The organism is Janthinobacterium sp. 1L-D-8-B-C4 (genome assembly GCF_057291295.1).
The window spans coordinates 167,023-185,422 of record NZ_JBXAVX010000005.1; the positions used below are offsets into that span (position 1 = coordinate 167,023).

General features: G+C 57.9%; 20 protein-coding genes and 1 tRNA gene. 9 read left to right on the forward strand and 12 right to left on the reverse strand.

Annotated elements, in window-relative coordinates:
• Window positions 1-30: 30 nt before the first annotated feature.
• From AC0Z42_RS11325 to AC0Z42_RS11345, 5 genes are all read left to right on the forward strand, one after another.
• The gene (locus AC0Z42_RS11325; RefSeq protein WP_485468320.1) at window positions 31-651 is read left to right on the forward strand and encodes a YqhA family protein; all 621 of its coding nucleotides are present in this window, start codon (window positions 31-33) and stop codon (window positions 649-651) included.
• A gap of 42 nt (window positions 652-693) precedes the next feature.
• Window positions 694-2,238, forward strand: coding sequence for a fumarate hydratase (locus tag AC0Z42_RS11330; protein WP_485468321.1), 1,545 nt, complete (start codon window positions 694-696; stop codon window positions 2,236-2,238).
• A 66-nt stretch (window positions 2,239-2,304) separates the two neighbouring features.
• Window positions 2,305-3,138 (forward strand): glutamate racemase, encoded by an 834-nt coding sequence (gene murI / locus AC0Z42_RS11335; RefSeq protein WP_485468322.1) that lies wholly within the window; start codon window positions 2,305-2,307, stop codon window positions 3,136-3,138.
• 135 nt (window positions 3,139-3,273) lie between these two features.
• Window positions 3,274-3,349 (forward strand) — tRNA-His (locus tag AC0Z42_RS11340).
• Window positions 3,350-3,586: 237 nt separating this feature from the next.
• A complete protein-coding gene (locus tag AC0Z42_RS11345) occupies window positions 3,587-4,528 on the forward strand; it encodes a hypothetical protein (RefSeq protein ID WP_485468323.1) in 942 nt (313 codons plus the stop codon).
• A gap of 274 nt (window positions 4,529-4,802) precedes the next feature.
• Here AC0Z42_RS11345 and AC0Z42_RS11350 read toward each other — a convergent pair whose 3' ends face one another.
• The 5 genes from AC0Z42_RS11350 to AC0Z42_RS11370 all read right to left on the reverse strand — a co-directional run bounded on the left by AC0Z42_RS11350 (window position 4,803) and on the right by AC0Z42_RS11370 (window position 7,386).
• Window positions 4,803-5,159, reverse strand: a complete 357-nt coding sequence (locus tag AC0Z42_RS11350; protein ID WP_485468324.1) for a hypothetical protein — start codon at window positions 5,157-5,159, stop codon at window positions 4,803-4,805.
• The gene (locus tag AC0Z42_RS11355; protein WP_485468325.1) at window positions 5,149-5,577 is read right to left on the reverse strand and encodes a hypothetical protein; all 429 of its coding nucleotides are present in this window, start codon (window positions 5,575-5,577) and stop codon (window positions 5,149-5,151) included. The genes AC0Z42_RS11350 and AC0Z42_RS11355 overlap by 11 nt, the downstream gene beginning before the upstream one ends.
• A 369-nt stretch (window positions 5,578-5,946) precedes the next feature.
• Complete coding sequence (locus AC0Z42_RS11360; RefSeq protein WP_485468326.1) at window positions 5,947-6,408, reverse strand: STY0301 family protein; 462 nt, start codon at window positions 6,406-6,408, stop codon at window positions 5,947-5,949.
• A gap of 8 nt (window positions 6,409-6,416) precedes the next feature.
• The gene (locus tag AC0Z42_RS11365) at window positions 6,417-6,803 is read right to left on the reverse strand and encodes a BPSL0067 family protein (protein ID WP_485468327.1); all 387 of its coding nucleotides are present in this window, start codon (window positions 6,801-6,803) and stop codon (window positions 6,417-6,419) included.
• 148 nt (window positions 6,804-6,951) lie between these two features.
• Window positions 6,952-7,386 carry a response regulator gene (locus AC0Z42_RS11370; protein WP_485468328.1) on the reverse strand — a complete coding sequence of 145 codons (435 nt, stop codon included), beginning with the start codon at window positions 7,384-7,386 and terminating at the stop codon, window positions 6,952-6,954.
• Window positions 7,387-7,570: 184 nt separating this feature from the next.
• On the opposite strand from AC0Z42_RS11370, the gene AC0Z42_RS11375 reads away from it, so the two are divergent.
• The 3 genes from AC0Z42_RS11375 (at window position 7,571) to AC0Z42_RS11385 (ending at window position 11,190) form a co-directional block, all read left to right on the forward strand.
• Entirely contained in the window at window positions 7,571-9,673 is a 2,103-nt protein-coding gene (locus AC0Z42_RS11375) for a TonB-dependent receptor family protein (protein ID WP_485468329.1), read from the forward strand.
• 165 nt (window positions 9,674-9,838) lie between these two features.
• Entirely contained in the window at window positions 9,839-10,498 is a 660-nt protein-coding gene (locus AC0Z42_RS11380) for a DUF642 domain-containing protein (protein ID WP_485468330.1), read from the forward strand.
• Window positions 10,499-10,740: 242 nt separating this feature from the next.
• Entirely contained in the window at window positions 10,741-11,190 is a 450-nt protein-coding gene (locus AC0Z42_RS11385; RefSeq protein WP_485468331.1) for a hypothetical protein, read from the forward strand.
• A 293-nt stretch (window positions 11,191-11,483) separates the two neighbouring features.
• Here AC0Z42_RS11385 and AC0Z42_RS11390 read toward each other — a convergent pair whose 3' ends face one another.
• From AC0Z42_RS11390 to dusA, 7 genes are all read right to left on the reverse strand, one after another.
• A complete protein-coding gene (locus AC0Z42_RS11390; RefSeq protein ID WP_485468332.1) occupies window positions 11,484-11,879 on the reverse strand; it encodes a hypothetical protein in 396 nt (131 codons plus the stop codon).
• 132 nt (window positions 11,880-12,011) lie between these two features.
• Window positions 12,012-12,584 carry a hypothetical protein gene (locus AC0Z42_RS11395; protein WP_485468333.1) on the reverse strand — a complete coding sequence of 191 codons (573 nt, stop codon included), beginning with the start codon at window positions 12,582-12,584 and terminating at the stop codon, window positions 12,012-12,014.
• A gap of 167 nt (window positions 12,585-12,751) precedes the next feature.
• Complete coding sequence (locus AC0Z42_RS11400; protein ID WP_485468469.1) at window positions 12,752-13,087, reverse strand: energy transducer TonB; 336 nt, start codon at window positions 13,085-13,087, stop codon at window positions 12,752-12,754.
• A 42-nt stretch (window positions 13,088-13,129) separates the two neighbouring features.
• Window positions 13,130-13,465 carry an energy transducer TonB gene (locus AC0Z42_RS11405; RefSeq protein ID WP_485468334.1) on the reverse strand — a complete coding sequence of 112 codons (336 nt, stop codon included), beginning with the start codon at window positions 13,463-13,465 and terminating at the stop codon, window positions 13,130-13,132.
• A gap of 112 nt (window positions 13,466-13,577) precedes the next feature.
• Window positions 13,578-15,353 carry a methyl-accepting chemotaxis protein gene (locus AC0Z42_RS11410; protein ID WP_485468335.1) on the reverse strand — a complete coding sequence of 592 codons (1,776 nt, stop codon included), beginning with the start codon at window positions 15,351-15,353 and terminating at the stop codon, window positions 13,578-13,580.
• Window positions 15,354-15,884: 531 nt separating this feature from the next.
• Complete coding sequence (locus AC0Z42_RS11415; RefSeq protein WP_485468336.1) at window positions 15,885-16,337, reverse strand: hypothetical protein; 453 nt, start codon at window positions 16,335-16,337, stop codon at window positions 15,885-15,887.
• On the reverse strand, window positions 16,337-17,368 hold the full coding sequence (gene dusA, locus AC0Z42_RS11420) for a tRNA dihydrouridine(20/20a) synthase DusA (RefSeq protein WP_485468337.1): 1,032 nt from the start codon (window positions 17,366-17,368) through the stop codon (window positions 16,337-16,339). Before dusA ends, AC0Z42_RS11415 begins: the two co-directional genes overlap by 1 nt.
• Window positions 17,369-17,581: 213 nt before the next feature.
• Between dusA and AC0Z42_RS11425 the strand changes: the two genes are divergently transcribed.
• Window positions 17,582-18,340, forward strand: a complete 759-nt coding sequence (locus AC0Z42_RS11425; protein WP_485468338.1) for a helix-turn-helix domain-containing protein — start codon at window positions 17,582-17,584, stop codon at window positions 18,338-18,340.
• The last annotated feature ends 60 nt before the right edge of the window (window positions 18,341-18,400 follow it).

An 18,400-nucleotide genomic window follows, 5' to 3' on the forward strand; every position in this document is an offset into this window, starting at 1 on the left:
AAATTGGCATTAATCCCCAGGACCCTCCACATGATCGACCACTCGAAGAAGCCCTCCCATTCCAAGCTGCACCCCTTGTCTGCTTTCATCTTCATGTCGCGCTGGCTGCAATTGCCGCTGTACCTGGGCCTGATTCTGGCGCAATGCGTGTATGTCTTCCATTTCTGGGTCGAGCTGTCGGACCTGATCGGCGCCGTGTTCGGCAACGACGCAGCCTTGCAGCACGTCATCAGTGCCGTTACCGTCCCGGGCGTCACGCCTCCGGTCAAGCTGAACGAGGCCACCATCATGCTGGTGGTGCTGGGCCTGATCGACGTGGTGATGATCTCGAACCTGCTGATCATGGTCATTATCGGTGGCTACGAAACGTTCGTTTCGCGCATGCACCTGGACGACCATCCGGACCAGCCGGAATGGCTGTCGCACGTGAATGCCTCGGTGCTGAAGACCAAGCTGGCCATGGCCATTATCGGCATTTCGTCGATCCACTTGCTGAAAACCTTCATCAACGCGAACGCGTATGCAAAGGAACCCAACGTGGTGATCGCCCAGACAGTGATCCATATGGTCTTCATTTTGTCGGCGATGGCGATTGCCTATACGGACCGCATCATGACCGTGACGCAGAACCAGGCGCGCCAACCACATTAAGCAATAACCAGTTTCATCCTTCTTATATCTCGCGAGAACACCATGACTGTCATAAAGCAAGAAGATCTGATCGAATCCGTCGCCGCAGCGTTGCAGTACATTAGCTACTACCACCCTGCTGATTACATCGAACACCTGGCACGCGCCTACGAGACCGAGCAAAGCCCGGCTGCAAAAGATGCGATCGCGCAAATTTTGACCAATTCGCGCATGTGCGCCGAAGGCAAGCGCCCTATCTGCCAGGACACGGGTATCGTCAACGTCTTCCTGAAAATCGGCATGGGCGTACGCTTTGAGGGCTTTTCCGGCACGGTTACCGACGCCGTCAACGAAGGCGTGCGCCGCGCGTACAACTTCGACGACAACAAGCTGCGCGCCTCGATCGTGGCCGACCCGCATTTCGACCGCAAGAACACCAAGGACAACACGCCAGCCGTGGTGCACATGGAACTGGTCGAAGGCAATACCGTCGACGTGAAAGTGGCGGCCAAAGGCGGCGGCTCGGAGAACAAGTCGAAGATGATCATGATGAACCCGTCCGATTCGCTGGTGGACTGGGTCATGAAGACGGTGCCGACCATGGGCGCTGGCTGGTGCCCGCCTGGCATGCTGGGCATCGGCATCGGCGGCACGGCCGAAAAAGCCATGCTGATGGCCAAGGAAGTGTTGATGGAAGACATCGACATGTACGAGCTGAAACAGCGCGGCCCGCAAAACAAGCTGGAAGAACTGCGCATCGAGCTGTGCGACAAGATCAACTCGCTGGGCATCGGCGCGCAGGGCCTGGGCGGCCTGACCACCGTGCTGGACGTGAAAATCATGATGCACCCGACGCACGCCGCCTCGAAGCCGGTCGCCATGATCCCGAACTGCGCTGCCACCCGCCACGGCCACTTCGTGCTGGACGGCTCGGGCCCGGCCTACATGACGCCGCCACCGCTGTCGACCTGGCCTGACGTATCGTGGGCGCCGGACACCGAAAAATCGAAACGCGTCGACCTGAATACCCTGACGAAGGAAGAAGTCGCTTCGTGGACCCCGGGCCAGACCCTACTGTTGAACGGCAAGATGCTGACCGGCCGCGACGCCGCGCACAAGCGCATCCAGGACATGCTGGCCAAGGGCGAAGAGTTGCCGGTGGACTTCAAGAACCGCGTCATCTACTACGTCGGCCCGGTCGATCCGGTGCGTGACGAAGTGGTTGGCCCGGCCGGCCCGACAACGGCCACCCGCATGGACAAGTTTACCGACATGATGCTGGAACAAACCGGCCTGATCGCCATGATCGGCAAGGCCGAGCGCGGCCCGGTCGCCATCGAGTCGATCCAGAAACACCAGTCGGCCTACCTGATGGCCGTTGGCGGTTCGGCCTACCTGGTGTCGAAAGCCATCAAGGGCGCGAAAGTGCTGGGCTTTGCCGACATGGGCATGGAAGCGATCTATGAATTCGACGTGGTCGACATGCCGGTGACGGTGGCGGTGGACTCGAAAGGCACGTCGGTGCACAACACCGGACCGAAGGAATGGCAGGCGAAGATCGAGCAACTCAATAGCAGCGTCAGCAAGATTCCTGTGACGGTTGCTTAAACAGGCACTACCATGAACGCCGCGCGGCAACTCCAGCGCGGCGTTTTTTATCCTTTCCGGCTCTCTATGACTTTGACTTTACGCGACGCCGCCATCGGCGTGTTCGACTCCGGCGTCGGCGGCCTGTCGGTGCTGCGCCATATCCGCGCGCAACTGCCGCACGAAGACCTGATCTACGTGGCCGATTCCGGCTACGCGCCGTATGGCGACAAGACGGAACAGCAGGTGATCGACCGTTCGCTGGCGGTCGCCGCCTGGCTGGTGCAGCAAGGCATCAAGGCGCTGGTGGTGGCCTGCAACACGGCAACGATTGCCGCCATCAAGGCGCTGCGCGCGCGCTACCCAGAGCTGCCCATCGTCGGCGTGGAACCGGGATTGAAACCGGCAGCGGCGGCCAGCCACAACGGCAAGATCGGCGTTCTGGCCACCGAGCGCACCTTGCGCGGCGACAAGCTGCTGGCATTGCGCGAACAGGTCAGCACCGCCACCGGCGCTACGTTTATCTTGCAGCCCTGCATCGGCCTGGTCGAACGCATCGAGCAGTGCGCGATGGGCAACGAACCGGGCGACGCCACCAGTGCCATGCTGGAACGCTATATCGCCCCGCTACTGGCGCAAGGTGTCGACACCCTGGTGCTCGGTTGCACCCACTACCCCTTCGTACAGGACGCCATCACCCGCACGGTGCGCGCCCATACGCAGCAGCCGGTGACCCTGATCGATACCGGCGAAGCCGTGGCGCGCCAGCTGGCCCGCTTGCTGGATGCAGCCAGCCTGCGCCGCAACCTGAACCACGCGCCGCAGCTGCACGGCTACACCACCGCCGGCGTCGAGGCCTTGACGACCGCGTTTGCCGGTTTGCTGGACTTGCATCCGCCCGTGGCGCAACTGTCGATCTAAGGGAAACGCGGTGTTTTCAGGCAATCTTTCGAATAATTAAAAAAGACTGCATTTAGATTTGCCACTTCGCCGAGTTCTTTGTATAATTCGGCACCTGTTCAGCAAAACACTCGCTGAACTAGCAGTAAGACAGTGGTGGCTGTAGCTCAGTTGGTAGAGTCCAGGATTGTGATTCCTGTTGTCGTGGGTTCGAGCCCCATCAGCCACCCCACAGAATAAAGATGAGCCCGGTTTTCGAACCGGGCTTTTTCTATTCCGGCGCCGGTTTATCTATTTCCAATACATCAAATCTGAGCGGCTTTGCGATTGAGGTTCGCCTTGGCAGGAACCGCACTTTCAAGATCGGCTTGAGGAACATACCGAGATCTCAGCATGTTCCTCAAAGCGGCACCAGCACATGGCTTTGGCGCTCCCTCCTAGACCTCTTCCCCTCCACGCAAGTTCTCCAATGCCAAACGCGACTAAACGCAAGGCGCTCGACATCATCGAGGGCAAGATCATCGCCGGCTCGGTGACCCAACTCATCGAGCGGTTCCGCGATGAGATCGCGCCCACCCATTACCTCGACCAGTCCAAGGACGGCCTGGCCGTCCGGGAATCCGGCTACAAAAACTTGACCAAGTTCTTCGGCAAGATGGACCCAAAATCGCTGCGCTTGCTGCACGGCTATCAGTACCTGGACGCGCGCGCCAAAGCCGGCGCGCCGGCGAAGGCGAACAAGGAATTGTCGCTGATGTCGACCATCTGCAAATACGCCGTGCGCTGGGGCGTGATCGAGGCGATGCAGTTCACCGGCATCATGCAGAACGACATCGAGAAGGATGTACGGACAATCACCCGCAGCCAGGTGGTCCGTTTTTATCTTTGGTCGCTGCGCCAGACCGCCACATTCCGCAACCTGGGCTGCGCCGCCATGTTCACCTACCTGACAGGCTTTCGCGCGGCCGAGGTGCGGCCGTTCCATATCTCGGGTAAGACAAAAGAAGGCGTCATCGTTACCTGCGCCAAGCGCAAGAAAGGCCAGGCCGAGGTAATGAAGCTGCGGGAATGGTCGACCAAGTTGCGCGTGGTCGTCGCGCGCGCCGAGCAGACGCACTCGGTGCCGCGCCAGTTCCTGTTCGCCAACTCAAAAGGCCAGGCCTATACACGGTCGGGAATGGGGTCGGTGTGGCAGGACGCCATGTTCGAGTGGATCGCGTCGTCTGACGCCCAGGCGGCCGCCGCACTCGCTCGCAAACGCGCGGCCGAGCTCGAATATATCCTGGCGTACAAGAAGGGGCTGAAAGTGGCAAAGTATGAAGCCGACTACCGCCTGGCAGACCACGCGCAATATTTTTTCACTGCAGGATATGCGGCCCGCCGCCATCACAGCCAAGTTCGATCAGCGTAACGTCGACGCGTACGATTTCGCTGCTCACGCGAATCCTAGCACCACGCACAAACATTATGATCGTAGGAAAATAAAGAAGGCCGGAGCCACTGAATAAGTATTCTCCTTAGCCCGAGCATCACCCCCCATCACAAACCACCACCCTACTGCCTCCCCAACCCGGACAACGACTTTTCTGTTTTGATGCCATTCTGAAAAAAAGTTGTCGCGGGCCATTTTCGAACCGAAGCGTCCCTTGGTAACAAGATGCTTCGAATCCTTGAAATGGCTATTGTTACTGGCCAGCCACTGTATCAACCGTTCCAGAAGAAAGCCTGTTTGCTCGGGAAGTAGCCCACCCTTGAAGTATAAGTGGCGCTATGGCGCCAGTTTGGAAAGCAAGAATTGCACTGAACACATCTCCTGAAAAAAGATACATGGCAACGACAAAAATGCCAGCTAGTGGTAACCCGATCAATAATCCAATTACGAAAAACGGATATTTCCAAATAGACAATTTGTCTTCTATTTTTCTTTTCGAATGCTTAATGAGCTCGACGATAACACCCATTAATCCTCCCAAGGCTCCAAAAATTAGAGGACCCGCGATAGGATAATTTATCCACCACGTTTGTAATAAATTAGCCGCCAAAGTCAATCTCCTGACGATTAGACGCGAAAAAGTCCGTGAATTTTTCCTCCAATGAGGCCTCAGACACAAACCGTTCTTTGGTGGTAATCAAAACATTTCCATCTTTAGTTCGCTTAGGAAATATTTTTAGTTTCTTTGCGAAATTTCCATCCCCTCTAATACCGGTTTTTATTAGACCTGCTGGTATTTTTGTCTCACGAGATATTCCAATTAGCGTACGCCCCCTGTATTTTCTATTTGAAAGTAACTTTATAATTTCCTTCTTTTGTTCTTCAGTCAAGTCTCCCGTACTAGAGTGAGCTTGTTTTTTTGGCCTGCCAAACATAGTAATTTCTCCAATAATTATTAACTCAAAGACTACATATCCAATGGAGTCATATTTACTCGCCTTATTGCCTTTAAGTAATAGAAAACCCATCCACTGGCGTGAATATTATGTAAGGTTGAAGGAGCGGTTTAACCGAACTCAGCCGTTGGCCACTAGAATAGCATCTTGCAAATGAGGATACTCATTGAGGCGCTCGTTAGCAAGCTACAATTTTCCAACGAGCAGGCTGCAGGCCGCATAGGCTAGTGAGGAAAAATGCTTCATCGTTGGAACAATATATTCTTAAGTATTTGATTATAAAAATAAAATTCTGTTCAGCGCTAGGATTATGATTCCTGTTGTCGTGGGTTCGAGCCCCATCAGCCACCCCAAAGAATAAAGATGAGCCTGGTTTTCGAACCGGGCTTTTTCTATTGCGGATCCAGTTTTATCATGACCCGGGATAACGGCACCGCAGCGCTACTTGCACCTGATGGCGATCTTGTTCTCCCCGACATGCTCACCTTGTCGATAAGTGAAAGTGCAGCTGTCGATGCTGTCATCGAGCCGCTTTGCCAGGGTCAGCTGGCCGGTGCCACCGTAACGGCAGGCCAGCCATTTCCCCTCCGGGAACTTGCCATCAAGCCGATAAGTATCTATCCAACCGTTTTTCACACGCTGTTGCCGGAAGTCCGACAGTTCGCCCAGTTGTTCCGGCGGCCCGCTCATCGGCACCGCCGCATGCAGGTAGAGCGGCGAGCCGACAAACGTGCTCCAGCCCGGTGGCGTGTCGATGAGTTGCAGGGATCGTTGCGAAATGGATGCGGGGCATTCAATCAAAGGCGTCGCAGCGCTTGCCGTCGATTGCAGGTATGACATCGCAAACAATAACCTTGCTGGCCAGCGCACCCATGGTGCTATCTTCGTTTTCGAACACGTCATGACGAACCTCAGTCAATCACGGAAAAGGCATCGGCGTTATCGCTGGCGTGGATGTAATTACCTCGTTTGTCCTTGCCTTGCGAGCGTATCAGCCGTACCGAGATTTCGGTCTTGCCGTCAGCCTTCCACTGGTCGGCAATATAGATGCCGTTTATTGCCAGGCCCATGAACAAAGCGGCATGATTGCCGTGTGCACGGTTCGGGTAACGCCCCCGGATAAATGTGGCGATCGCGGTTCCTGGTTTGATCGTGGCATTCCCGACCACGGCTTCACCCTCGCGCCAGTTTGCCGTGACCGGCGCGCCGGCATAGTGCTGCACCAGCGCGACGCAGTGGCGGCTGCCGACTACCGGCTTGCCTTTCAGCTCTGCGGCATCGGAATAAATATAGGACATGAATCATCTCCTTGAGATCGAAGTCATGCCACTTTATCGGCGTTCAAGGGTGGCGCTTTTAAGCAAGCACAACGGCCTTTCAATACCATGCATATCCATGCAAAAAAGCCGGCACGCGGCCGGCTTCTCTTCTTTCACGCCACGCTGTTTATGCCGCCAGCACCGACTGCACCGTCGTCGCCAGGTCTTCCATGCGCACAGGCTTGACCAGGAAATGGCGGAAGCCCACCGTCAGCGCGTCGTCCATGTACATCGGCAGGCTGTGGCCGGTGACGGCGACCAGCACGGCGTTGGCCGTGTCGGGATTGTTGCGCAGGCGGCGGCCGATTTCGATGCCGCTGATGCCGGGCATTTCGATATCGAGGTAGACCGCGTCGGGTACGCATTGCTTGACTTGCTCGACCGCCATTTGCCAGTTGCGCACCACCACCACGTTATGGCCAAAGGTTTCCAGCAGCATGGCCAGCGATTCGCCTACTTCCTGGTTGTCGTCGACCACCAGCAAATTGAGCTTGCGCGGCGGTGCTGTCGTGTCTCCACCTTGGCGGCGTTCCGTGGACTGGTTTTCGATTGTTTGGCTCATGTCTGTGTATTTTCTGGCGTCGGCGAAAACGGCAGTATACAAGAAGGTGCGCTTGCCCATCGCACGCGAGTCCCGTACCGCGCCAGCAAGACGCGTACCACCGCCACAACAAGCCAGCTTGGCGCATTGACGAAGAGAATGAGAATCACTATCATCCAGTCCCCTGCCCTCTGGAGTTAGCACCATGCCCCACCCTCTTCCATTTACGCTGCGCCCGTGCGCGCTGGCGATTACCCTTGCCTGCCTGGCGTTGCCTATCGGTGCGCAGGCGCAGCAGGGCAGCTCGGCAGACGACGCCGGCCCTGTGCTCGAAGCGATCCAGGTCAGCAGCAATCTGCTGGGCACCAGCATGGCGGCCAGCACCAAAAATTTCGCCGGTGCACGCAGCGTGGTACAGAAGGAAGAGATCGAAAACTCGGGCGCGTCCAGCGTCAGCGATGTGATGCGCCGCATTCCCGGCGTGCAGATCAGCGACAACTCGGGCAGCGCCGGCAGCGCCGTGTCACTGAATATCGGCGTGCGTGGCTTGCCCGGGCGCTATTCGCCGCGCAGCACGGTCTTGCTCGATGGCATACCGATGTCAGTGGCGCCCTACGGCCAGCCGCAGCTGTCGTTCGCGCCGGTCAGCCTGGCCAATGTGGAAACAGTCGACGTGGTGCGTGGCGGCGGCGCGGTGCGGTTCGGCCCGCAAAACGTGGGCGGCATCATCAACTTCAAGACGCGCCGCATCCCTGCCGGCGAAGGCATCACGGGCGACGCCAGCGTGCGTTACAACAGCTATGGCGAAGGCGGCCACAACATGCAATACAGCGCATTCGCCGGCAGCCAGCTGGACAGCGGCCTGGGCCTGGCCGTGCTGTATTCGGGCATGAAAGGCAGCGACTGGCGCGTGGCCAGCGATGAAAAGCTCAATGACTTCGCGCTGAAGTTCCGCTACGACCTCAGCCCAACTGCCGAGGTCTACGGCAAGCTGTCATACTACGACGTCACCTCGCGCACGCCGGGCGGGCTGACGCAGGCGCAATACCGTCTTGACCCGTTTCAAAATACGCGCCGTAGCGACTTCTGGAGCGGCGAGCGCAAGGCGTTTGATATCGGTTATCTGAACAGCATTTCCACTACCCAGGAACTGGAAGTGCGCGCCTACTACAACGAGAGCTCGCGCCAGAGCACCCTGATCAATGCGGCCGGCACCGGCCTGGGCCACCAGCCGCGCAATTACGAAACGGCTGCGTTCGAGCCGCGCTACACGCAGCGCTTCAAGGCCGCCGGCCTGACGCATGACGTGACGGTGGGCTACCGCTACCTGCGCGAGCGCGCCGACGAGACGATTTACAACGTGGTGGTTGCCACCGGCGTGCAGCAGGCGCCAACGCGCTTTGCCGACAACAGCACCGACGCCCAGGCCATCTATATCGACAACAAGATTGCCGTCAACGCCTGGCGCATTACGCCGGGCGTGCGCTATGAACATATCAAGACGCAGCGCATCAATCATTTGCCGCAGGAAGAGAAGATCGATCTGCTCAACAACAAGGCCCTCCCGTCGCTGAACCTGGCCTATTTGCTGAGCAATAACGTGACCCTGTTCGCCAACTACAACAGTTCGTTTGGCGCCGTGCAGAACACCCAGCTCAACGCGCAATCGGCAGCGAACCCGCTGCAGCCGGAACTGGCGAAAACCATGGAGCTGGGCAGCCGCTGGAAGAGCGCCAGCCTGTCGGCGGAAGCGACACTGTTCAATATCAAGTTCGACAATCAGATACAGTCGGTGGGCAGCGGCCTGAACGCCACCTTCTTCAACCGTGGCGCGACCCACCACCAGGGCCTGGAAACGGCGCTCGATTACCGCTTCGACGAGTCCGGCCCATTGCGTGGGCTGAACGCCTATGCCACCTGGACCTATACCAAGGCAACCCTGGAAGAAGGCGCGAATGCGGGCAATGACGTGCCGTATTACTCGCGCAATACCGATACGCTGGGCTTGCATTACCAACGCGGGGCCTTGGGCTTTGATCTGTCGAGCACGCATCAGACGCGACAGTTCGCCGATGACGCCAACACGGTGCTGGAAAACCGCGCCGGCGACCTGGGCCTGATTCCCGGCTACCGGACCTGGAATACGCAAGTGAAGTGGAAGGTGCCGGGCCAGCCTGCCCTGGAGCTGCTGGCAGGCGTCAACAACCTGGCCGACAAGCGCTACTTCACGCGTACCTCGGATGGCAACCTGGGCAAAATGGTCGGCGCGCCGCGCATGGTGTACCTGGAGGGACGGCTGGCATTTTGAAGATTTCCATCGGGAAATAATTTGTTGCAGAAAGTATACTTTCAGTTTCAAAAATGAAAATAATCTGGCGAACAACTGCTCAGTTTCCCGGCTTCAATGCTACCATTTGCATGTCAATCAGGAAACAAGATTATTTTTAAATCAACAAATGGGAAAACCATAAAATTGCCAAACACCATCTTGAACATTGCCGCCCTGGCGGCCCTGCTGTCGGCCGGTGCCGCCAACGCAGCAACCGAGCTGGTAGTCAATGGCAGCTTTGAAAGCAACTCCATCGGCTCGTCATGGGCAGCAGTCAGCAGCGTTACCGGCTGGACCTCGTCGGCCAGCGGCAATTCGGCATTCGAGATCCAAAAAGGCTCCACCCAGGGCGGCGTCAGCGGCTTCATGCCGACGGCGGCCAACGGCGTGCAATACCTGGAATTGAACACCAACCGCCTGACATCGATTTCGCAAACCATCAGCACCAGCGCCGGCAGCAACTACCTGCTGTCGTTTGCCTACTCGGGCCGTCCCGATACGGCGGGCAATGCCAGCAGCCTGATGAATGTGTACTGGGGCAACACGCTGCTGACCGCCAGCCCGCTGGTCGGCACCACCACGCCTACCTGGCAGACCTTCAGCCAGAGCGTCAGCGCGCTGGGTGCCTCGACCGTATTGCGTTTCGAATCGGTAGGCCCGACTTCGGCGTCCAGCTACGGCTCCTACCTTGACAATGTCTCGGTGTCGGTCTCGGCCGTGCCAGAACCACAGACCTGGGCCATGATGCTGCTGGGCCTGGGCCTGATGGGTTTTATTGCAGCACGCCGCAAGCGCCAGGCATAAGCATCGCGCATCAGCGCAGCGCCTGCTGAAGAGCCACCCCGCAGCAATGCCGGGTGGCTTTTTTCATGCGGGCAAAACCATAAAATTCCGTCCTTGTTGCCCTATAGAATTAGATTGGGGCTACAATACTTTACTTATGTCAAACAATGCCAAGCGCGCATTGTTCCGCCGAGGCCGCCACCGCGCCTTGATTACCAATACGCACTGATAGAACAGGATGGCGAGCGCCATCAGTACCAACCATGGCTGAAGAAAAACCGATCACTGAAACGAGTTCCTATGGCAAGGACACCCCGGTGGGCCGTCCCGATATCGATGGCCGCGCCGGCGTCTTCGTGCCGACCGAAGAGTTTGACATCAATAACAGCACTTCCTTCCGCAAGGGTGCCGGCATCGTCGGCTTCGGCAATCACGACGGCACCCTGACCGTGTATTTCGAATCGAACCGTTTCGATGAAAGCAATCTGCACAAATGGGAAAACAAGGCACGCAAGGCGTATGACCGCATGGTGATGGGTGCGCCGACGGTGTCAAAAGGAAAGTTCGATGCGCGCTTCCTGGAGCAGGTGGGCATCATTGATGGCATGGGCATCAACCTGAAACACCCGGAACGGCTGACGCACTGGCTGGCGGTTTCGAACCTGCCCGAGACGGCGCCGGAAGAGCCGGTGGTGCGCTGGAAAAATCGCTGAAACGGGCTGTCAGCAAGCTATAGCTTGATTCGCAAGCATTTATCCTACACGGTGGCGGACATTCATCTGATTCCTGTAGGAATTAAATGTAACTATGATGGAGTCATACCGTAGCGCAACAGCGTTCAACCCGCCACCCATCAGGAGTTCATCATGTCCCGCCTTATTCCCTTCAGCTTTGGTGCCTTCCAAATCAGTCTGGCTGGCGCGGCAATGTACATCCTGTGCTCGGCGGACGTGCTGCATCAAGCTTCCGTGTACTTCCACTAAGAAGCTTGGCAGCATTTCCAGCGTTACCAGCGGCGGCCGCCATGATAGCGGCCATGCCCGCCCCATCCGCCACGCGGACCACGGTAGCCTGAACGCCCGAAGCCGAACATGAAGTCCAGCCCGATCGACACGGGCGGATTGTAATAATAGGGCTGCGGCGCATACACCGGCGCCGGCACATACACCGGTTGCTGCACATACACCGGTTGCTGCTGCACATACACCGGTTCAGTCGTATATTCCACCCGCGGCTCGCTCACCACGCGCGACGACTGCACGGGCTCGGACGACACCGTATGCCATTCATAAGGGTTGTAGGCCGCCTGTGACGCACGCGTGCCATAGTAGGCGGGGCCGGGCGGCGCCACCACGCAGCCGCCCAGGGCGGCCATCGAGATTACTGCCAACAAGGTTTTCATCGCACACTCCTTTTGCAATATAGTAGTGTAAGAAATAAAGTGCCCTTGCGCTGTGGATTTACCGAATGTTACACGCCGAAGCAGAGCGCAACATGAAACGTGGCGCACCTGCCACAAGCGGCGCCAGCGGCGTCAGATAAACGGAATCTCGCACTTGTCGATCGCCTTGCCGGATGCATCATGGCGCTGCGCACAGACCTGGTAGCGCACGCCGAAATCGAGCTCAATCTGCTCTACCTTGCCATACTTCAAACCAATCGTGTGCTGCACCTGCTGCTTGCCGGCCAGCGCCGCCACGTCTTTCGGGATCGCCATTGCCGTCTGCACTTCACCCTGGCGCGCATCCTGGCGCCGCGCGATGTCGATCGCCAGCGCGAAGGTCATGTTGACGCCGCCGTCGGCATAGGCAAACGACGGTGCGCTGCGCTGGGCCCGCATGACGCCCCAGGCGCACTGCCTGTCCTGCGCATCGCAGCGTTTCAGCTGCGACAGAGGATAATACTCGGCCGCCACCTTGCCATGCTTGATGGGCCAACTGGTACGCACGCCGTCGCGCTTGCCGCTCATCGGGTTGATCCAGCTGAGGCTATTGACGAGCGCCACCGTCTGCCCCATTTCCAGTCCGGGCGGGGTGCTGAAACCGGCGCAGGCCGACAGGGAAACGATGGTGGCGGCAGCAAGAGATAGTTTCAAGATGGAATGCATGATGGCCTCTGGGCATGAAGGAAACACGGCAGTATAGTGCCGAGCGTAACAGATACGGGGCGCCGTGGCGCCGCGCACATGACAGAACGGGCGGCACCGCAATCGCGGCGCCGCCCGTCAGGGGGAACAAACATCAAACCGGGCGGAAAAACACCGGCCGGCGGCGATCAGTCCAGCTTCCAGGCGTAGTCGACCTTGGTCCAGGTCTGCGCCGCGCTGCCGTCCTTGGTGCCCGGTTTGAACTTGCATGCAGACAAGCCCTTGATGGCGGCCTTGTCCAAGTTCTTGAAACCGCTGCTTTTCTCGACTTTCGAATCAGCAACAGTACCGTCGGCATTGACCAGGAAGGACATCGATACCGTGCCCTGCTCCTCGTTCATCAGCGATGCTTTCGGATAATCGACCTTGCAGGTCTTGGCATCGAAGGATGCGGGAACCTCTGCCGCAAAGCTAGCGGACGAGACAGAAAACAGCAATGCTGCTGCAACACCCATATGACGCATACTTTTAGACATTTGCTTCCCCAATAAAATCAAACAGAGTGATTACAGCTTCCAGGAATAATCGACCTTGGTCCAGGTTTGGGCCACGCTGCCATCCTTGGTGCCTGGCTTGAACTTGCAGGCGCTGATGGCCTTGACGGCGGCTTTGTCCAGGTTCTTGAAGCCACTGCTTTTGTCGACTTTCGAATCGACCACTTTGCCGTCGGCCGAGACCAGGAAGGACATCGTCACGTCGCCCTGCTCTTCATTGACGAGCGAGGCTTTCGGATATTCCGCCTTGCAGGTTTTTGCATCGAAGGTCGCTGGCACTTCGCTGGCCAGGACGGTGGCGCTTACGCCGGAGAGGAGTACAGCTGCGATAACACTACGCTTATTCATAGATACACTTTTTCAACAACGTTAAACAAAATCGTAAAACCGGCTGCGCGACTGGCCGCGCAGCCCAGGACTCTACTGCCACCATGGCACTGCTACTGGATGCTGCTACAAATTAAAACTCTTCCCATTCATCATTGCTGGTGCTGGCCGCCACAGTACGCTTGCTGGGCTTTGGTGCCGCAGGAGCGGCAGGCGCAGCCGCTTCGGTCTTGCGCGTGATCGACTTGACCGCACGCACAGCCGCGGCCGGCTTGCGCGCCAGCACCGCTGCCGGAGCTTTTACCTGCGCCGGAGACGGTACATGGACTGCTGCACGCTCTTCACCCTCGACCAGCTTGAAGATGCTGACCACGTGCGACAGTTCCGCCGCCTGGTCCTGCAGGCTTTGCGCGGCAGCCGCCGATTGCTCGACCAGCGCCGCATTTTGCTGCGTCATGCCGTCCATCTCGATGATCGACATATTGACCTGCTCGATGCCGGCGCTTTGCTCGGCGCTGGCGCTGGCAATCTCGCTCATGATGTCGGTAACGCGGCGCACGCTGTCAACCACTTCGCCCATCGTCACGCCGGCCTGGCCCACCAGGCGCGTGCCGCGCTCGGTTTTCTCGGCCGAGTCATCGATCAGGATCTTGATTTCCTTGGCGGCGCCGGCCGAACGCTGGGCCAGGTTGCGCACTTCGGAGGCCACCACGGCAAAGCCGCGGCCCTGCTCACCGGCACGCGCCGCTTCCACGGCGGCATTCAGGGCCAGGATATTGGTCTGGAAGGCGATGCCATCGATCACGCCGATGATGTCGACAATCTTCTTGGCCGATTCGTTGATCGAGCTCATGGTATCGACCACCTGCGAGACCACCGAGCCGCCCTTGATGGCGACATCCGACGCGGTCGCGGCCAGCTTGTTGGCTTCACGGGCGTTGTCGGCGTTCTGCTTCACGGTCGAAGTCAGTTCTTCCATCGCCGAGGCGGTTTTTTCCAGCGCGCTGGCCTGCATTTCGGTGCGCGAGGACAGATCCAGGTTACCGTCGGCGATTTCACGCGAGGCCGTGCCGATGGCTTCCGTACCACCGCGTACCTGGCCAACGATGCCCACCAGACTGTTGCGCATTTCCTTCATTTCGGCCAGCAGGCTGGAATTGTCCGACGAGTGCGTGTGGATGCCGATCGACAGGTCGCCCTTGGCGATGCTGCCGGCGATCGACGCCGTGTAGTCCGGTTCGCCACCCAGCTGCTTGAGCAGGCCACGGGTAATCACCAGCGCCGCTGCCACGCCCAGCGCCACGGCCAGTGCACCGAGCACGATCATGAACAGGCGCGCGCTGTCGAACGCCTTGCGGGCATCCGCTTGCATTTGTTCGTTGAGCTTGTCTTCCAGGGTAGCCAGTTGCTCCAGCGCATCGATCCATTTTTTCTGCACCGGGCGGATTTCCTTGATCATCACACGCGTTGCGGCTTCGGCATCGTTGGCCATCCACAGCGCCGACGCCTTGGCAATGGCCGGCATGGCGGCAGCTTCATATTCCTTGATGGAAGCGAGCAAGGTTTTTTCTTCGGCCGTCGACTCGACGGCGAACTTGGCTTCGAGTTTTTTCTGGGTTTCCTGGTAGGTATTGGTCTGCGACTTGATGCGCGCCATTTCCGGTTCCATGTCGCCCGAGTCCGTCATCAGGGTCAGTATGCGCAGCGAGGTGATGCGGTCGCTGACATTGCCACGCATGTCGATCACCAGGCGGGTGACCACATTGTTGACGTTAATGACGTGATCGAGACGTTCCTGGATTTGCGCCATTCGCGCAATGCCGAGTATCGTCACAGCTACCAGCAGAACCAGTACCAGGGCAAACCCCAGGCCCAGGCGTGTACCAACCTTCATTTTTGCTAAATTCATTTCGGCTCTTCGTAAATGAAACTATTGATAAGAATTTTGCCCGGCACGACAAGACGAACGTTGCGCAACGCCAATATCCGCCATGGGCCTGATCGGCCTGCCAGCGGTATCGGCTGCACGCAACACGGTGTGGTTCCTGTCCCGGCAGCTCTGTGAATACCACAGTGACTGCGCATGCAAATTTGCCTCTCATATTGCTTTTTATCTACGATTGATTCTACCGAGACATACAAAATTCATATGAGAAATATTTGTCTATAATCAATTATAGGTGTAAATTTTGCCTCAAAGCAAGCATTAACTGCCTGAATAAGTTGCAGATTAACTTTCTTCGGGGAAATGACAACATCACCGTTTCTTGCACCGTAGAAATGCCCCATGACTGTGCAAGGGTGTGCCAAAACAGCACATTGTCAACATGCATTGCCGTGTGAAACAGTGTTTTTTCACCAGAAAAAGGCAGGAATGGTAGAGGTGCAAAAATGCCTGAAAAGCAGTATTAAGGACCTGATATGGCGTAAAAACGACGCTTCAGCTATCCCAGCTGCAATGCAATAAACAGGCATGGCCGGCGGCACCGAAAACATACACGCTCCAGACCGCGCCCAGCTCCCCGGCCAGGCTGCGCCGGCCATCCGACACCAGCCGATGCCATTGCGGCTCGGCCTCGAATAGTTCGAACACCTCGCGCTCGAAACCGTCGAACAGGCGATCGTCCAATGGTCGACGATCCGGCTCGTTCATCGGGCGCAGGCGTTCGAGCAGCCACTGGCGCGGGGTACAGGCGGCGCCGCTGCAGCTCACCGTATCGAGCCGCGGCAAGGACAGGCCCTCGGGCGACAAACCCAGGGCATCGCACAGCGCCGTCAACGCCGCCTCGGGCGACACGGCGCCCAGGTAGTCACACAGAAAAGCGCTGCCGTCGTCCTTCAGTGCGCTGACCGCTTGCAGGTAACCGTGCAGCTGACGCGCTTTATCCTGCATCAGCCATGCGCCGGCGACAGACGCGCCGCAGCTTCAAGCAGCAGCCGCGGGTCGCCCGAGGCCAGTTTTTTTGAATCGGACAGGGTCTGGCGAAAACCGCGTGCGCCGGGCAAATTCTGCATCAGGCCCAGCATGTGGCGCGTAATGCTGTTGAGCTTCATGCGATCCTCTTTTGCCAGCTGCGCGCTGATATAGGGAATCATGGCTTCGAGCACCTGTTCGCGCGTTTTCACTTCCGTCTCGTCACCGTAATAGCGCTGGTCGAACTGCGCCATTACATACGGGTTGTGATACGCCTCGCGGCCCAGCATCACGCCGTCCAGGTGCTGCAGATGCAGGTCGATCTCGTCGAGCGTCTTGATGCCGCCATTGATGATGAATTCGAATTGCGGAAAGTCGCGCTTGAGCTGATAGGCGTACTCATACTTCAGCGGCGGCACTTCGCGGTTTTCCTTCGGGCTCAGGCCTTTTAAAATGGCATTACGCGCATGCACGATAAAGGTCTTGCAGCCGGCCTCGGCCACTGTACCGACAAAATCGCGCACGAAGTCGTACGACTCGCTGTCGTCGATGCCGATGCGGTGCTTCACGGTGACGTCGATATCGACCACGTCGCGCATGGCTTTCACGCAATCGGCCACCAGTTGCGGCTCGGCCATCAGGCAGGCGCCGAACGCGCCTTTCTGCACCCGCTCGGACGGGCAGCCGCAGTTCAGGTTGATCTCGTCATAACCCCACTGCTGGCCCAGCCTGGCGCTGGTGGCCAGGTCTTTCGGATCGCTGCCGCCCAGTTGCAGGGCAACCGGATGCTCTTCCTCGTTGAAGCGCAAGTGGCGCTCCACGTCGCCATACACCAGCGCACCAGTGGTGACCATCTCGGTATACAACCAGGCATGGCGCGTGATCTCGCGGTGAAACTTGCGGCAATGGCGGTCGGTCCAGTCCATCATCGGGGCGACGGACAGGCGGCGGGAAGGCAGGGAGCCAGGCGCTGCGGCTTGTTCGGTGGTCGGCTGATCGATATTGGTCATGGTCACTGGGGGGAAACGGATGGGGGTCGTCATTATACAGCGAAACACTGGCCTGCCTGGCCGTCACATCCCATGCCTTCCACTGCGCCCATCTCGCTGACCCGGGTGCCGTGCCTCGCATATTCATTGATATTCCGCCATATTCAGCTGTTCATTCCTGCATGAATCCACAAGAATACAGCTGCTCCCTACCTATACAGAAAGGTCATATCGATGAATTTTGGCGAAAAGCTCAAACAGATCAGAACGGAAAGAAACCTGACGCAGCCGCAGTTCGCGGATGCCCTCGGCATCGAGCAGTCGTATTTATCGAAACTCGAGAACGACAAGTCGCAGCCTTCGGCGGACATGTTCGGCGCCATCATCAAGGCGCTGGAACTGGCCCCCGGCGATTTTCTGGCCGGTATCGACCGGCATGTGCTGCAAAGCGCACTACGGCACATTCCCGAAGTCAGCCAATTCCTTGGCGGTGTCGCAACACGCCGCGTCCATGACGCAAGAAAATATCTGTACGGCGCCGCAGCCGCCTGCACCATTGGCTTTGCGATGATGCTCGCAGCCAACGACGGCATTTTCTTTCCCAACAAGCAGTACAAATACATCTCCCAGGGTGTGATCCTGAAAGGCGAATCGGAAGACGTGTTCAGCCAATTCCAGGAAATCTTGAATTTAAAAATGCTGGCGAACAAGATCACGATACAGGAGCGCAGCGAGATGCTGGCCAATTTCACGGCAAACCGCGCCAAAGTGCAGACGCTGGAATCGTGGGACGACCGCGGCAGCGTCTTTTTTGAAGACGTCGGCAACGGCCGGCGCAAGTTTGAACTGGCAGATACGCGCAGCGTACATTCGATGGCCAACCGGATTTTGCAATACCTGGGCGCACTGCTCACCTTCTGCGGCGTACTGGCCGTGGTGGTGGAATGGCGCATGCGCAAGGTGGCGGCAAACGCTGGCGTCACGTCCCGATAGACCAGAACAGGAAATCACATGTCAAGGTGGGCAAAGTGCGCAAGAGCATTTCATCGACAT

Excerpts from the sequence above, each read along its gene's own strand:
- AC0Z42_RS11325 (WP_485468320.1), top strand. The coding sequence starts at position 31 with ATGATCGACCACTCGAAGAAGCCCTCCCATTCCAAGCTGCACCCCTTG.
- AC0Z42_RS11330 (WP_485468321.1), top strand. The coding sequence starts at position 694 with ATGACTGTCATAAAGCAAGAAGATCTGATCGAATCCGTCGCCGCAGCG.
- murI (WP_485468322.1), top strand. The coding sequence starts at position 2,305 with ATGACTTTGACTTTACGCGACGCCGCCATCGGCGTGTTCGACTCCGGC.
- AC0Z42_RS11345 (WP_485468323.1), top strand. The coding sequence starts at position 3,587 with ATGCCAAACGCGACTAAACGCAAGGCGCTCGACATCATCGAGGGCAAG.
- AC0Z42_RS11355 (WP_485468325.1), bottom strand. The coding sequence starts at position 5,577 with ATGGGTTTTCTATTACTTAAAGGCAATAAGGCGAGTAAATATGACTCC.
- AC0Z42_RS11360 (WP_485468326.1), bottom strand. The coding sequence starts at position 6,408 with ATGACGTGTTCGAAAACGAAGATAGCACCATGGGTGCGCTGGCCAGCA.
- AC0Z42_RS11365 (WP_485468327.1), bottom strand. The coding sequence starts at position 6,803 with ATGTCCTATATTTATTCCGATGCCGCAGAGCTGAAAGGCAAGCCGGTA.
- AC0Z42_RS11370 (WP_485468328.1), bottom strand. The coding sequence starts at position 7,386 with ATGAGCCAAACAATCGAAAACCAGTCCACGGAACGCCGCCAAGGTGGA.
- AC0Z42_RS11375 (WP_485468329.1), top strand. The coding sequence starts at position 7,571 with ATGCCCCACCCTCTTCCATTTACGCTGCGCCCGTGCGCGCTGGCGATT.
- AC0Z42_RS11385 (WP_485468331.1), top strand. The coding sequence starts at position 10,741 with ATGGCTGAAGAAAAACCGATCACTGAAACGAGTTCCTATGGCAAGGAC.
- AC0Z42_RS11390 (WP_485468332.1), bottom strand. The coding sequence starts at position 11,879 with ATGAAAACCTTGTTGGCAGTAATCTCGATGGCCGCCCTGGGCGGCTGC.
- AC0Z42_RS11395 (WP_485468333.1), bottom strand. The coding sequence starts at position 12,584 with ATGCATTCCATCTTGAAACTATCTCTTGCTGCCGCCACCATCGTTTCC.
- AC0Z42_RS11400 (WP_485468469.1), bottom strand. The coding sequence starts at position 13,087 with ATGCGTCATATGGGTGTTGCAGCAGCATTGCTGTTTTCTGTCTCGTCC.
- AC0Z42_RS11405 (WP_485468334.1), bottom strand. The coding sequence starts at position 13,465 with ATGAATAAGCGTAGTGTTATCGCAGCTGTACTCCTCTCCGGCGTAAGC.
- AC0Z42_RS11410 (WP_485468335.1), bottom strand. The coding sequence starts at position 15,353 with ATGAATTTAGCAAAAATGAAGGTTGGTACACGCCTGGGCCTGGGGTTT.
- AC0Z42_RS11415 (WP_485468336.1), bottom strand. The coding sequence starts at position 16,337 with ATGCAGGATAAAGCGCGTCAGCTGCACGGTTACCTGCAAGCGGTCAGC.
- dusA (WP_485468337.1), bottom strand. The coding sequence starts at position 17,368 with ATGACCAATATCGATCAGCCGACCACCGAACAAGCCGCAGCGCCTGGC.
- AC0Z42_RS11425 (WP_485468338.1), top strand. The coding sequence starts at position 17,582 with ATGAATTTTGGCGAAAAGCTCAAACAGATCAGAACGGAAAGAAACCTG.